Below are 13999 nucleotides of genomic sequence, written 5' to 3'. Positions count from 1 at the left end.
CAGGTAATCTGTTAGCGATTAAACCAGCTCGTAAGAAACAACGTAAAGCTGAGAAATACCTGGGTAGATATCTTGAATTACATCTTTCAACACTTGCAGCGTCATGTTCTCTTGTTGTGCATGGAACTCGCCCAGATCATCGAACAGGATCGGTTCTACGCTGATGATCTTAAGATTACAGAATACGCGCCCTTCTTCTAACGTTGATACTTCAACAACGCTACCAGGTTGGTAATCACGCTCTGATTCATCGCGAATGGTAATGGTCTTTTTTCCAGAAAGGATGTCAGCTTCAAAACGTTCGAAGAACGTCATATTGGTTGGTGCGGTCATTTATTCAGTCGCTTAGCATTAAAGGTTAGGTAGATGTTTATATACCAGAATGCCTGCTCAAGCGAATAAAAATTAGATGCGGGAGTTTATCTCGTCATTCCCAAGACTGACGGAGGTAGGAGTTGGGAACCTCTAAAGGAGAAATTACAGGCAATAAAAAAGGAGAACCGAAGTTCTCCTTTTCTTAAACCTTAAAGCTAACTCTAAATTATAGAGATGCTTTCGCTTTTTCAACTAGAACAGCGAATGCTGCTTTGTCGAATACTGCGATGTCAGCAAGAATCTTACGATCGATCTCGATAGATGCTTTCTTAAGACCGTTAATGAAACGGCTGTAAGATAGACCATTTTGACGAGATGCCGCGTTGATACGTGCAATCCAAAGTTGACGGAATTGACGTTTCTTGTTACGACGGTCACGGTAAGCGTATTGACCAGCTTTGGTAACTGCTTGGAAAGCTACGCGGTAAACACGTGAACGTGCTCCGTAGTAACCTTTAGCTTGTTTTAGAACTTTCTTATGACGTGCACGAGCTTGTACACCACGTTTTACGCGAGGCATTATGCTTCTCCTAAACTAAACGAATTTATAAACTAAAAAGAATTAAGCGTATGGCATCATACGTAGAACTTGAGCAACTTCACATTTAGGAAGGATCGAGTTCGGACGTAGCTGACGCTTGTTCTTAGTAGTACGCTTAGTCAGGATGTGACGTTTACCAGCGTGCTTAAACTTAATACCACCAGCAGTTTTCTGGAAACGCTTAGCAGCACCTTTGTTGGTTTTCATCTTAGGCATGATGAATAACTCCGCATTGTTGAGTTGTTAATAACATAGTAATTAGGGCGAATAAAACCCCGCAACCATAGGCTGCAGGGTTCAATTACTTGCAAAGCCGTTAATTACTTCTTTTTAGGGGCCAATACCATGATCATCTGGCGACCTTCAATTCTCGTTGGGAAAGATTCGACTACTGCAAATTCTTCAGTATCCGCTTTCAAACGATTAAGAACGTCAACACCGATGTCTTGGTGAGCCATTTCGCGGCCACGGAAGCGAATTGTTACCTTCACTTTGTTGCCGTCTTCTAGGAAACCAGTCAGGTTGCGTAGTTTTACCTGATAGTCTCCAATATCAGTTCCAGGTCGGAATTTAATTTCCTTGATCTGAACCTGCTTTTGCTTCTTCTTCTGCTCTTTCGCAGCTTTGCTCTTCTCGAAGAGGAACTTACCGTAGTCCATCACACGACAAACTGGCGGCTCGGCGTTAGGGCTGATCTCTACAAGATCCATACCAGCTTCATTTGCAGCTTCCATCGCTTCAGCGATTGATACTACACCAACAGCTTCGCCGTCTGCGCCAGTTAGACGCACTTCACGAACGCCACGAATGTCACCGTTTAAACGGTGCTGGTTTTGTTTGGCCGGTTGTTGGCCACGTCTTCCGCCTTTAATAGCTATTCCTCCAGATTGAGCTTACGGCTTGAAACCTCGGCTTGGATGTATGAAATAAAGTCATCCACTTTAAATTTGCCAAGGTCCTTACCTTTACGTGTACGTACTGCAATTTCGCCGGCTTCCATTTCTTGGTCACCACACACAAGCATGAACGGTACACGTTTCAAAGTATGTTCGCGGATTTTAAAGCCAATCTTCTCATTTCTCAAGTCTGCTTTGACTCTAAATCCACTTTTTTGCAGTTTTTTCGTAATTTCTTGTACATATTCAGACTGTTTGTCTGTAATACCCATTACAACTGCTTGTTCTGGCGCCAACCACGTTGGGAAGAAGCCTGCGTATTCTTCAATAAGAATACCGATGAAGCGTTCAAGTGAACCTAAAATCGCGCGGTGGATCATAACTGGCGTGTGACGCTCGTTATCTTCCCCTACGTAAGTAGCACCTAAACGTTCTGGTAATGCAAAATCGAGCTGCACTGTACCACATTGCCAAGCGCGGTCCAAACAATCATGCAAAGTAAATTCAATCTTAGGTCCGTAGAACGCACCCTCGCCTTCTTGAATCTCGTATGCAATCTCTAATGCTTCTAGCGCTTGCTTAAGGTCAGCCTCTGCACGGTCCCACATTTCGTCTGAACCTACACGCTGTTCTGGACGAGTAGATAGCTTAACAACAATGTTTTCGAAACCGAAAGTTGTGTAAGTATCGTAAACCATATCAATACAAGCTTTAACTTCTTGTTGAACTTGGTCTTCAGTACAGAATACGTGAGCATCATCTTGAGTGAAGCCACGAACACGCATAATGCCGTGAAGTGCGCCAGACGGCTCGTTACGGTGACATGAGCCAAACTCAGCCATACGTAGCGGTAGATCACGGTAAGATTTCAAACCTTGGTTGAAGATTTGAACGTGGCCAGGACAGTTCATTGGCTTGATAGCGTATTCACGGTTCTCTGAAGAGGTAGTGAACATTGCTTCAGCGTACTTATCCCAGTGACCAGAGCGTTCCCAAAGAACACGGTCCATCATTAATGGGCCTTTAACTTCTTGGTAATCGTACTCTGTCAGCTTCTGACGAATAAATACTTCTAGCTCACGGAAGATAGTCCAACCGTTGTGGTGCCAGAACACCATACCTGGTGCTTCTTGCTGCATGTGGAATAGATCCAATGCTTTACCAATCTTACGGTGGTCACGCTTAGCCGCTTCTTCTAGACGAACTAGGTGAGCTTTAAGCGCTTTTTTATCATGGAATGCAGTGCCGTAGATACGTTGAAGCATCTTGTTGTCACTGTTACCACGCCAGTAAGCACCCGCTACGTTAAGTAGAGTGAAGTGCTGGCAGAAGCTCATGTTAGGTACGTGTGGACCACGACACATATCGATGTATTCTTCGTGATGGTACAGGCCTGGACGATCGTCTTTAGAAACGTTCTCGTCCAAGATTTCAATCTTGTAAGTCTCGCCCCGAGCTTCGAATGCGTCACGCGCTTCCTGCCAGTTAACTTTCTTCTTAACAACCTGGTACTTGGTCTTCGCTAGCTCTTTCATACGCTTTTCAATCTTTTCTAGATCTTCTTGCGTTAGAGAGTGCTCAAGGTCGATATCGTAGTAGAAGCCGTTATCGATAGTAGGACCGATCGCCATTTTCGCTTCTGGAAAAAGCTGCTTAACCGCGTGGCCTAAAAGGTGAGCACAAGAGTGACGAACGATCTCAAGGCCATCAACTTCATCTTTAGCTGTGATGATTTCTAGGCTTGCATCGTTTTCGATAAGTTCACAAGCATCAACACGCTCGCCATCTACACGACCAGCAATGGTTGCTTTCGCAAGACCAGGACCGATTGATAGGGCAACATCTAGAGTTGATACAGGGTTGTCAAATTGACGCTGACTACCGTCAGGAAGAGTAATAATTGGCATTATTTGTCCTTTACAGTGGTGTTGCACACCAAGCAACACATGAAAATGTTTAATATATGTCTTTCAATCAACTAGTACGCTGATTGGGGATATATGCATAATAAATATACCCACGGAGAAGCAAATACAGATGCCTCGCTCGTGGGTATCAAAGCATTGTAACGAAATAATATGAAATAACAATGACGGTGGGGATCTCCCGACACTTCTGTCGCCCTTTATCACCCATCTTAAACAGACTCGAATCGCTTCTTTTAAGCCTCCCCAACTTGAAGCAACTTTCACAACGAGCCAAAGCAACTTAGCTATTTCGGTTTAGTCATTTCGAACTAAGCTATATAGGTGTGCCGAAATAAGGGTGAGGTATGTATGGGAAAACGAGGGATTTTCTATCGCTCACATCGCCCCTACCCTTAATAATGCTCACAGCGGCTTACGCACCGAGCGCATGGTCCAATAAGGATTACGGGCCCTTAATCAGTTATACCCAAGCGCCGCTGCAATCCGTTCGCGTCAAACCAATGCTTCGCTCTGGTTTCCATCTCGAAGAGAATAAGCTCGAACTGTTTACCTTTTATTTGATCAAACATGTTTAGACTAGCTCTCACTTAATGTTGAAATTCGGATTGGTGACAGGTTGCGATGACTTATATAATCTCGTTATCGCATTCAACTTAAATTTGGTCAGCAACGCTGATTTACAATGCTTAGGCGATTGTTTTTATGAGCTTATTTTAGTACATACACTTCCATCGCGTATTGATGTAGGCTCCAATCTACTGCTATGGTTTAAGCTACAAGTCAAAACCAATCGACACAAACTCAGAGAGCTTGAAAAGAAGTATGGAACAAATTTATTTAGCGGGCGGTTGCTTGTGGGGCGTGCAAGAGTTCATTAAGTATGTACCCGGTGTGATCAGCACAGAAGCAGGCCGTGCCAATGGAAGCTCTCAGCCAAAAGATAACCTGAGCAAACAAAGCGATTACGATGGCTACGTAGAGTGTGTACAGATTGAGTTTGACCCAAACATCACCTCGGTAACAGCGCTAATGGACCACCTTTTTGAGATAATTGAACCATACAGCGTCAATAAACAGGGCGTTGATGTGGGCGAAAAATATCGCACTGGTGTTTACAGCACCGAAGCCAAACACTTAGCTGAAGCGGAGCGCTATATCGCATCACGTGAAGACGCCGAGCGCATCGCTGTTGAGGTATTGCCATTGACCAATTATGTTGCCAGCGACAACATCCACCAGCATCATTTAAGTCACTTCCCTGAAGATCATCACTTATGTCACATCCCTTGGGATCTTCTGCATAAATATAAATCATAGCGAATACCCAAGACCGATAAAGCCTCAACAAGCTTTATCCGTTGGGGCTTTTAGTTTTGATAGGCAAGGCAGCGATCGTGAGTCGATTCAATAGCTCATACCATTAAGCGAGAGTTTACTTAGTTGTGTTCTCAAGTAGGTAGTCTGGGGCTGCTGTTTCAGCTGTCACAACCGCAAGCTTAGACACACCTGTGCCCTCACCTTGACATGAATTGATACCACTCTCCACCGCTACTTTTGGTAGCCCAACCAAGTAGATTTAAATCAGCTCAGAGTCCTTTAATTGACCAACGTAAGTTTCATCGGTGTAAGTTGCGCCAACTAGCGCAAAGTCATGAGTCGCGCGAACACTTGCAAACACAGTTAATTGCGAGTTATCAACCACGTTGTGTTTAAATGCAATATCAATAAATACTCCCTACTTGTGCGTTGTTGCATAGGCTCACACGGTGGTTTTGGTTACCATAAGCAATGCCCCACTCCGTATCGACAAGAGAGTTGTTTTCGACAGTGATGTTTTTCGGAGTCTATTGCTTGTTAAGCTCTTTACCTTTCACCGATTGATCAAGCTGTTCACCATTTACTACGTCGATAATAACCGTGTTAATAACGATGCTGCCACGTAGGTCAGCGTTGCCTTCAATCACACCATCATGGACACAAGTGTTCGCAATGTAGTTGTTGCGAATCAAATGATCTTCATTGTAATACAAATGCCGCCCGTTAGGCGTTTCTCGTTACCCAGAATCATGTTTTTCTTAACCGTGTTGCCTTTACCGTGGCGCAGCGAAGTCAGTGCCACACCTCGGAAAATCGTATTGTCGCCCGACTTAATAGAGATAAGCTCACGCTCACCATCTATATTGATCATCTGGTTGTTGACGAACTTAAAGTTGCACTACCTAGATGCATCATTCCTAAAGTCAGTGTAGTCATCCGCATTAAATGTCGACAAAAAACCGAAAAACATCCCCCCAAGAATCGAAGAACTATCGTTAAAGACTGTTATTCGTCACGATCAAAAATCAAAGGCTAACAACAAAAACATCGTTAGATATAATTTATATAAATGAACCGAACCAACGAATTTGTAATACAAGCAACTTTGGTGGGGAGTGGAAAAGTTCCCTTAATTAGGAAGCCAATAATGAAAACTTGAAAACCACTATTAAGTACTGACAGGGCAGCACGGAAGTGAAATGCTTTTAAGACACCGGGTACACTTTCTCTCGTCCATTAAAAAGGTGTCATTATGAAGAAATACGTTCCAATCTTAATTGCTCTTAGTACGGTATCTTCTATGAGCTATGCATCAACAACACGTGAAGATGCTGTTGACTACTTACAGATGCGTAAAGGCGTGGCTTACCAAGTAAACCATTCAAAACCCTTTACTGGTCAATTTGAAGAAAAGTTCGATAACGGGCAAGTCGCGACCCAAGCTCAGTTTGCCGATGGCCTAGAACTTGGGTTAGAAACTAACTGGTATCCGAATGGCCAAATAGCTTCTAAAGTCAATTACGTTAAAGGTAAACTGCAAGGCAAAGCTGAAACCTGGTATCCAAACGGACAGAAAAAAGCAGAGCTCAATTATAAAGACAATGAACTATCAGGCACCGCTTCTCGCTGGTATCCCAATGGTGAGCAAAGCCTAACGGCTGAATACCGTGACGGACAAAAAAATGGATTGGTAACTGACTATTACCCAAACGGTAATAAGGCTAGCCAAGCGAAGTTTGATGAAGGTGAAGTCGGTAACGGAAAACTTACTCGCTGGAATACTAACGGTGACAAGGTTGAAGAGGTGACTTTTAAAGATCACAAAATCACCACTAAACAAGTTTGGATGCCTAGTCATAGTTAAGCGACTCTAAACTAATCATGGGCAGGCCTTCTAGCTTGTAATCGCAAATACGCTCATGTTGCTTGTATTAACATGAGCGTAAAGGCAGACCTTCATCACCATCTCCTACCTTTCTAAACAAAAACAGAAGTTATCATTAGAATAGTTGGGGGCAATAATCCAAATGTTATTTCAAGCACTTTACCGGTTTCTACTCAACATCAAAGCCTACGTCAGTTCAAGCCACTAACGAGATAGCTCGTCATCAGAACATATTTCCTATAAACCAATAGTCTTAATTCCATAGTAAGTCATTAGGGCGTGTTCATCTTTACTGTACATTTCATGTTCAACAATACATCGGTAGCCACATCAACATGAATGCCAGGGATAACATGCTGGCATAATTCCTTTCTAACTTGTCATATCCTTTATCACAAACGATGGTATTAACTTCATCGAGTTGTTCAACTAAGCTTTCGGCATGCACTATATCGTGGCGTTGGCCTTCTGATAAATCAAAGTAAATCGGCGGGCCACCACTATCCACAGCTAAGTGAGCTTTGGTTGAATTGCCCCCGCGACTTTTTCCTATTTGCTCTGAGCTTTCAGTAGCTGCACCTGTGCTATGCTGATGCGCTCGAACTATAGAGCCATCAACAAAGAGCCATTCAAATTCAGCCATGCTAGATAAGCCTCTGAAAAGCTTATCTAAACCCCTTTCTTTGACCAAATATTAAATCGTTTGTAAACGGTACTCCGAACTCAGAGGGTAGATCTCGCCAAGAAATACCAGCTCCATTCTATAAATTATTTATTCAAATGTCATTCGATGTTCAGCTTTATCGTAAATACGACCTGTACTTTTCATAACTTGGAGTAGCAGTTCCCAGCGAATATCAGTTAGCATTGTTCTTGGCATGGTTTTGGTTATGGTTTTGCTTTTGGCGAAGCAAATTATAACCCTTTACGATGCTGCTCAAAAAGCACTCACGAAAGTTCAACACGCCCTAGAAATTAGATTATTTTTGTTTCGTCATTGCGCCTAAGTGACGTCAAATAAAACCACAAAAATTGATAATATACGACAAATAAGAGTTATCAAAAGATTCTATTTTCTGCTGTAGTGCACATTTATTGATAGGTGTATATTTTTAAAGCCTACCTCATAAAAATAAAAACTACGTTACGATGGAAAAACGAATTCGAGTATGGCTACAAATTCAACATTAACGAGCACTGGTTAATTCAACCAAGTATGACAGTAACGTTTCGTTCTGATAGCGGAACTTACAAACCACAAGTACGTGTTCAATACTCTTTTGATTCAGGATTGAAAGCGAAGCTACGCTACCGTCATGAATTCCGTGACTAAACATGTGACTCGTCTAACGACAACAAAACCGCTGTAAAATCTCAGGTAACATTTATTACACCTCGAAAGTCTGGCAGTTCGGATTTAAAGCGAGCTACGTAGAAGACTTCATTGACAATGAGTGGACTGGTGCCAATACGTTGAGTTCGGTAACATTCATGGATATGTCGGAAAGCATTGTCTTACCAGAGAGGCGAGAACGAAGTTATCCAAGAACACGCTAAATGATGCTTAACTTACAAGCATTAAGCACTAGACTCGCTTTTCTACAGCTTTACATTCGTTCTAAAACTTATGCTCGGTTACCGATTTTCACAGTACCATTTGTCGCAAACCAAAGCGCTTCAGAGCGACGACGGCCTAACAGAATCGGGCCATCATCGTAGAACAAAAAGTTCTTCCAATGCTTCTTAAAAACAGCCCACTTGGTCTCAAGAACATTATATTTTTCATAACAAAAATAAACAGTTACGTCATCTTGCCAATCAATAAAGTTAAGGATCTCTTCTGGCATTTCCGGCTCATCGGCTTCCCAATTTGCCATCCAGCTGACCTCTTCTTTCCAGTTCGATGCTTTGCTAGGCCAGTCTTGCGAGCTTAGTCGCTCTGCGTCTGGGCTTTGAGGGCTCACGTTCTCTTTCCAAAACTGAGATGCTCTTGCCTGTGTCATTGGCTTAATCTTGTCCAAATCCTCAGCCGGAAGTGGCATCGATTGGTGAGTAAAAATCCATTTTCTTTGGTATTCGTCCAAAGTTGTGTATGACATCAAAATTCCTCAAATATCTTCTCAGGCCGATGGTTCAACCATGGCTCAATGTTCTTTTAATAAAGGAAGCAACGCTATATCGCTTAATATTCGCTGCCTATTTAAATCACTGCTCGTTGGTGAGCTTATAGACTGCGTTGTCTAAATGTTGCGTCTATCTTCCCAATTAGGATTGACGAGCGCAGTCAGTATGTGGTCTTCCCATTTACCGTTAATTTGTAGGTAATCTTTAGCAAAACCTTCACGTACAAAACCGAGATGTTTAAGTACACCCGCACTTCGCTCATTGTGAGGCATATAGCCCGCCATCAAGCGGTGCATGTTCTGCACGTCAAACATGTAGTCTTTCGCCATGCTGAGGCCTCTGCGCATATAACCATGACCCTGAGCTTGCTCTGCGAGTGAATAACCTACGTTACACGCGTAGAACGGGAAACGAGACAGATTACTGAACGAGATAGTCCCTAACATTTCGTTAGAGTCGGCATTAATCAATAAACAGTAGTAGCCGAGCCCCATTTTATGAAGCTCGTTTAGCTTAATTAGGCGCTGTGCCCAGCCTGTTCTCTCAAAAAATGCATCTTCACGAATCGGTTCCCAAGGTTTGAGATACTCTCGATTCACCTGAAAGTACTCACTGATCATAGTCGCATCGTCTATCTCAGCGGTACGTAGAATTAGATTTCCATCTCGCTTGTAAATGCGTTCTGGTGTGCTCAAATCTTCCATAATTTATGGTCTTATTCGATCAGTTCTTCCTAATACCGTAATCACGAAGTTTATTCGCAATAGAGGTATGGGACACGTTCAAACGCTTGGCTAACTTACGACTTGATGGGAATGATTGGTAAAGCTTCTCCAAAATCTGAGACTCATAGTCTTTCATGATCTCATCCAGAGAACCATCTAAGCTCAAGTTCGCCATTCCTGCCGTCATAGTCTCTAATTGAGGCAAGTGGAATTGCTCAACCGTTAAGGTATCTGAATCCAACTCTGTTAGTGCGCGTAAAACCATGTTGTCTAGTTGTCGAATGTTACCCGGCCATTGGTAGTTACCAAGTTGGTCGATCAACTCTTGAGTCAGCTTAGGCTTTAACATACCAAGCTGTTGTGCGTATTTAGCTACGAACAGTTCCAGTAGCGGTGCAACGTCGTTAGAACGTTCACGCAATGCAGGAATAGAGAGAGTCAGTACATTCAAGCGGTAAAACAAGTCTTCACGGAACGATCCTGAATCAGCAAGTTCAGAAAGGCGGTGGCGCGTTGACGCAATAATACGAACATCAGCGTGCATCTCTTCCTCTTCACCCACACGACGGAATGAACCATCTTGTAGGAAGCGAAGCAGTTTAATTTGTAGATGTGGGCTCATTTCGCCAATCTCATCTAAAAATACCGTACCGCCATTGGCTTGTTCGAAAATGCCTTTATGACCTTGTTCATGGTTGAATGAACCCGGCGCGTGACCAAACAGCTCGGTTTCTGCTACGTCATCAGGCATCGATGCACAGCTCAGAATCAAGAATGGGAAAGACGAGCGGTTTGAGCGGTTATGACACGCTTTCGCTAACATCTCTTTACCTGTACCTGTATCACCTTCAATCAGCAGAGGTTGATCCAGCATCGCCAGTTTTTTAGCTTGGCTGATTAACGCTTTATGACGATTAGAAACACCAACAAAATGCTCAAAGCCTAAGTTGTTCTGTTCAGGAATCGTATCAGGGGTATTCATCTCTTGGTTGCAAGAACGAATCGTCATTACCGCGCTCGCAAGCACAGGTTCGTTGACGTCACCACCCAGATAGATAGGTAGGATTTCAATCGAGAAGTCTAAACCGTCCAACACAACAACTTCACGATGGCGTGTTAATTCACCTTCGTTCCAACGACCAAAGTTAAAGCTAGGTACGAAGGACGCGAGTGGTTCGCCAATGACTTCTTCTTCTTTCTTGCCAAATAGGTTGAGTGCAGCGTGGTTTGCCATATCGACTGAGCCTTTAAGGTCAATCGCAATCACAGGATCAGGTAGGTTAGCCAGCAAAGCGATCAGCTCAGTATTGTGCCTTTCGCTTGGCATGAATTGTATTTTTCGAACATCCTTTACACCTGAAATTCGGCGAATTTCAGCCATAAGTTCACTAAAAGCATCAAAATCAATATCAGGGCAGTTCAGGTAAATAATGCCTTTAACATCGATTTCGATTCCTCGTAAATCAATGCTTTTTGAGGCCAAGATATCGAGCAACTCACGCGTTAAGCCGAGTCGGTCTTCACACAATACTTCAAGACGCACAAATAGTCCTATTATAGGTGTCAGGATAAGTTGACAGTAGTGTGAATTAAGGTCTGAGTTCAGTCAAGAAGAAGAGTAAACATATGTTTACTCTTCGCTCGCAAACCAGTCAATGTCATACATTCTGTTTCAAAGACGAACGTTTTATTTAAGGGTAATACGCTTTATTTCAGAGAGGACTGCTTTGCGCATGTCTGCCAGTGTTACTTTGCGTTCATTGTGCCAAGGCATAGGGCGAAGTAGTGTCATGGCTTTTAGACCCAATCGAGCGGTCAGGATACCAACACCCAAGCCCTGCCCCGCTCTCGCAGAAACTTTACCTGCTAGATCCATGGAGACTAAATCCATACTTGCATCAATCGCGAGTTCACTTGCGCCCGCTGCTGCCATGTTGATTAACACTAGCTTGAACAGCTTGATGCGTGACCAGTATCCAAGTTCAATCCCATACACATCAGCTAGCTTGTCGATCATGATGAAATTACGCCAAGCCACCAGCAACATGTCTGCCACTGCCAATGGGCTCACTGCAACCAACGCTGCTGATTCAGTCGAAAACTTAATGACAATTTGAGTAGCCACTTTATCTTGCTGAGCAACAACCAACGCATCGTACATATCCAACACTTCGGCGTCACTGTGTGCCGGGTTGATGCTGTTTCTCCACTTATCAAACGCCGGAGACTCCGCGATAATGCCGCCCTGCTTAGCGATATTTTCACAAAACGCTTTGCCTTTGCCGACACTTTGGCTTTGCAGTAGATCTTCACTCTGTTCTTGTACGCTGAAGTGGTCTTTCAATGAGCGTAGCTTCCACAGCTCTTTTCCTATTGCACCTAAGCCCAATGAAGCGATTGCCGCAATAAAACCAGCCCAACCTAGCGCGAGCCAATCTGCTGATTGAATCGCCGTGGTGACAGAATCAATCGCCTGCCAGCCCACTAAGCCCGAGAAAGCAACCAGTAAACCTGAACCCAGCCACTCTCTCTTTTTGTTTGGACGAATGATCTGCTCTAGTTGTTGCTCGGCTTCGCCATTTAGCTCGCTCTCAACTTGTGGTGCAACGGGTACAAATTTCTCTTGTTCCGTGAACAATTGCTGGGCGCCTAATTCTGGGGTCGCTTCGCCATTGCCTTGTTTACCAATAGCCTTATCATTGTCATCAAAAGAGGTCTTCAGCGGCTCATTAAAGACCTGCTTTATTTTTAATTCACTCATCTTTTATTGCCTCAATTACTTCAACTTATCGCCAATGAGATATTCTAAAACCTTATCAATTCTTAGGTGTTGGCAAGGTTCATCAGAATGTTGCTCCATTGGCCTAAAGCTCGTGAAATCAAACTGGTTGGTTTCCCAATACTGCTTATTCGGCAGCTTACGTGGTACCTCTCCCGGATACATGGTTTGAGGGACATTATCCAAAGTCACACCTTGCAACGCCGGAACATTGCCTGAACCCGACGATATGTATCCTGCGCTGGTCGCTTGAATTGATGCGATGCTCATGCAACTCATATCGATATGCTCAAACGCTGCCTGTTGCCACGCTGGGTGTACCATCTGTTGAAGCAGTGACACCAAGTTTGGATGCTGCTCTGGTGTTACATGGTCTGCCTTGGTCGCAGTAAACAGGATCTTGTCGATCTTAGGTGCAAACAAGCGTCTTAAAATATTGCTTCGACCGTACTTAAAGCTCTTCAATAGCTGCTCAAGAGCACCACGCATGTCCATGAACGAGTCATAACCTGCATTGAGTGGCTGTAAGCAATCCACAAGCACGATTTGTCTGTCGAACGTCGCGAAGTGATTGTTATAGAACGCTTTCACAACCTTCTGTTGATACTCTTCGTACCGCGCTTTCAGCACAGCATAGTTGCTTGTTTTTGAGCACTTACCATCTGGTGCTACACACGGGAAAAACTGCAACACAGGCGCACCTTGAAGCTCACCCGGTAATACGAATCGCCCTGGTTGAACCCAATGCAGCCCGTTACTTTTACAAGTATGAAGGTACTGAGTGTAGCTATCGGCAATCGCGACCAGTTTCTTTTCGTCCGCTTCTGCTAGTAAGTCAATGTCGCCACGCAACGCATTCCACTCTTGCGAGTATGTTTCTCGGTCGCCTTTTAGTGCCGCGAATTGAGACTGACTCCAAGTTTCGAAGTCCATATCTAGTAGTGGCAAATCAAGTAACCATTCCCCAGGGTAGTCAACGATATCGAGATAAAGCGTACTGTTTTTGCTCAATAACTTCTTCGCGCCTTTCGCAGGTTTATATTTAATCGCCAAGCGAATCTCACTGACATCACGCGTCGGCACTGGCCATTCTGGTGGCTGACTATTTAAAGACTCCATCGCTTCGTCATAAGAGAAACGTGGAATCATCATGTTGTGTTGCGGGATGCGCTTTGCGCCAATAATCCTTCCGTCTCGCGCCGATGCAAGAAGCGGTAAATTCTTATGAGTAGAAGTATGAAGAAGTTGGTTAACCAACGAGGTAATGAAAGCTGTTTTACCCGCACGAGAAAGCCCCGTGACCGCTACTCGAATGTGAGAATCCGTTCCTCTGCTTATAAAGTCACTCATTTCTTGAGCTAGGTGTTTCATTTGAACGACTCCGTGATATTTAGGCAAGCTGCTTATGATTATAGAGAGGCAAGCCTAT

The 13999-nt window shown here is 43.8% G+C and carries 13 protein-coding genes and 3 pseudogenes; 4 read left to right on the top strand and 12 right to left on the bottom strand.

The annotated features are described in order from the left end of the window. Positions 1-18 precede the first annotated feature (18 nt). The 5 genes from yqfB to thrS all read right to left on the bottom strand — a co-directional run bounded on the left by yqfB (position 19) and on the right by thrS (position 3719). Positions 19-333 carry a N(4)-acetylcytidine aminohydrolase gene (gene yqfB, locus L1D11_RS16990; protein ID WP_239832306.1) on the bottom strand — a complete coding sequence of 105 codons (315 nt, stop codon included), beginning with the start codon at positions 331-333 and terminating at the stop codon, positions 19-21. Positions 334-541: 208 nt separating this feature from the next. Then, positions 542-895 (bottom strand): 50S ribosomal protein L20, encoded by a 354-nt coding sequence (gene rplT / locus L1D11_RS16985; RefSeq protein WP_004733517.1) that lies wholly within the window; start codon positions 893-895, stop codon positions 542-544. A gap of 42 nt (positions 896-937) precedes the next feature. Beyond that, a complete protein-coding gene (gene rpmI, locus L1D11_RS16980) occupies positions 938-1132 on the bottom strand; it encodes a 50S ribosomal protein L35 (protein WP_004738430.1) in 195 nt (64 codons plus the stop codon). A 104-nt stretch (positions 1133-1236) separates the two neighbouring features. Next, positions 1237-1788: a translation initiation factor IF-3 gene (gene infC, locus L1D11_RS16975; protein WP_132763308.1), complete on the bottom strand. Its 552-nt coding sequence runs from the start codon at positions 1786-1788 to the stop codon at positions 1237-1239. A 2-nt stretch (positions 1789-1790) separates the two neighbouring features. Continuing rightward, positions 1791-3719 (bottom strand): threonine--tRNA ligase, encoded by a 1929-nt coding sequence (thrS, locus tag L1D11_RS16970; protein WP_239832305.1) that lies wholly within the window; start codon positions 3717-3719, stop codon positions 1791-1793. Between the two features lie 419 nt (positions 3720-4138). On the opposite strand from thrS, the pseudogene L1D11_RS16965 reads away from it, so the two are divergent. Both L1D11_RS16965 and L1D11_RS16960 read left to right on the top strand, forming a co-directional pair. After that, positions 4139-4288: pseudogene (locus L1D11_RS16965) on the top strand (DUF3187 family protein); the annotation flags it as partial. 274 nt (positions 4289-4562) lie between these two features. Next, positions 4563-5057: a peptide-methionine (S)-S-oxide reductase gene (locus tag L1D11_RS16960; RefSeq protein ID WP_239832304.1), complete on the top strand. Its 495-nt coding sequence runs from the start codon at positions 4563-4565 to the stop codon at positions 5055-5057. A gap of 115 nt (positions 5058-5172) precedes the next feature. Here the strand turns inward: L1D11_RS16960 and L1D11_RS16955 are convergent. Next, positions 5173-5946: pseudogene (locus tag L1D11_RS16955) on the bottom strand (chondroitinase-B domain-containing protein); the annotation flags it as partial. Positions 5947-6309: 363 nt separating this feature from the next. Between L1D11_RS16955 and L1D11_RS16950 the strand changes: the two are divergent. Further along, complete coding sequence (locus L1D11_RS16950) at positions 6310-6921, top strand: toxin-antitoxin system YwqK family antitoxin (RefSeq protein ID WP_239832303.1); 612 nt, start codon at positions 6310-6312, stop codon at positions 6919-6921. A gap of 328 nt (positions 6922-7249) precedes the next feature. Here the strand turns inward: L1D11_RS16950 and L1D11_RS16945 are convergent. Continuing rightward, positions 7250-7822 (bottom strand): annotated as a pseudogene (locus tag L1D11_RS16945) (IS5 family transposase). 222 nt (positions 7823-8044) lie between these two features. On the opposite strand from L1D11_RS16945, the gene L1D11_RS22770 reads away from it, so the two are divergent. Beyond that, positions 8045-8275, top strand: a complete 231-nt coding sequence (locus L1D11_RS22770; RefSeq protein WP_239832302.1) for an oligogalacturonate-specific porin KdgM family protein — start codon at positions 8045-8047, stop codon at positions 8273-8275. A 292-nt stretch (positions 8276-8567) separates the two neighbouring features. Here L1D11_RS22770 and L1D11_RS16935 read toward each other — a convergent pair whose 3' ends face one another. The 5 genes from L1D11_RS16935 to L1D11_RS16915 form a co-directional block, all read right to left on the bottom strand. After that, entirely contained in the window at positions 8568-9041 is a 474-nt protein-coding gene (locus L1D11_RS16935) for a DUF2947 domain-containing protein (protein ID WP_239832301.1), read from the bottom strand. 141 nt (positions 9042-9182) lie between these two features. Next, on the bottom strand, positions 9183-9770 hold the full coding sequence (rimJ, locus tag L1D11_RS16930; RefSeq protein WP_239832300.1) for a ribosomal protein S5-alanine N-acetyltransferase: 588 nt from the start codon (positions 9768-9770) through the stop codon (positions 9183-9185). A 19-nt stretch (positions 9771-9789) separates the two neighbouring features. Next, on the bottom strand, positions 9790-11334 hold the full coding sequence (tyrR, locus tag L1D11_RS16925; RefSeq protein ID WP_239832299.1) for a transcriptional regulator TyrR: 1545 nt from the start codon (positions 11332-11334) through the stop codon (positions 9790-9792). Positions 11335-11478: 144 nt separating this feature from the next. Continuing rightward, complete coding sequence (locus L1D11_RS16920) at positions 11479-12552, bottom strand: TIGR01620 family protein (RefSeq protein WP_239832298.1); 1074 nt, start codon at positions 12550-12552, stop codon at positions 11479-11481. 15 nt (positions 12553-12567) lie between these two features. Beyond that, positions 12568-13941: a YcjX family protein gene (locus L1D11_RS16915; protein WP_239832297.1), complete on the bottom strand. Its 1374-nt coding sequence runs from the start codon at positions 13939-13941 to the stop codon at positions 12568-12570. Positions 13942-13999: the final 58 nt, after the last annotated feature.

This window comes from Vibrio sp. Isolate32 (assembly GCF_022397955.1).
In the GTDB taxonomy this organism is placed as follows: Bacteria; Pseudomonadota; Gammaproteobacteria; order Enterobacterales; family Vibrionaceae; genus Vibrio.
Note: the sequence above shows the minus strand (reverse complement) of the source record. Positions and strands in the feature narration are given on the sequence as shown.

Bases quoted from the DNA above. Each gene is read 5' to 3' on its own strand.
- yqfB (WP_239832306.1), bottom strand. From the start codon at position 333: ATGACCGCACCAACCAATATGACGTTCTTCGAACGTTTTGAAGCTGAC.
- rplT (WP_004733517.1), bottom strand. From the start codon at position 895: ATGCCTCGCGTAAAACGTGGTGTACAAGCTCGTGCACGTCATAAGAAA.
- rpmI (WP_004738430.1), bottom strand. From the start codon at position 1,132: ATGCCTAAGATGAAAACCAACAAAGGTGCTGCTAAGCGTTTCCAGAAA.
- thrS (WP_239832305.1), bottom strand. From the start codon at position 3,719: ATGCCAATTATTACTCTTCCTGACGGTAGTCAGCGTCAATTTGACAAC.
- L1D11_RS16960 (WP_239832304.1), top strand. From the start codon at position 4,563: ATGGAACAAATTTATTTAGCGGGCGGTTGCTTGTGGGGCGTGCAAGAG.
- L1D11_RS16950 (WP_239832303.1), top strand. From the start codon at position 6,310: ATGAAGAAATACGTTCCAATCTTAATTGCTCTTAGTACGGTATCTTCT.
- L1D11_RS16935 (WP_239832301.1), bottom strand. From the start codon at position 9,041: ATGTCATACACAACTTTGGACGAATACCAAAGAAAATGGATTTTTACT.
- rimJ (WP_239832300.1), bottom strand. From the start codon at position 9,770: ATGGAAGATTTGAGCACACCAGAACGCATTTACAAGCGAGATGGAAAT.
- L1D11_RS16920 (WP_239832298.1), bottom strand. From the start codon at position 12,552: ATGAGTGAATTAAAAATAAAGCAGGTCTTTAATGAGCCGCTGAAGACC.
- L1D11_RS16915 (WP_239832297.1), bottom strand. From the start codon at position 13,941: ATGAAACACCTAGCTCAAGAAATGAGTGACTTTATAAGCAGAGGAACG.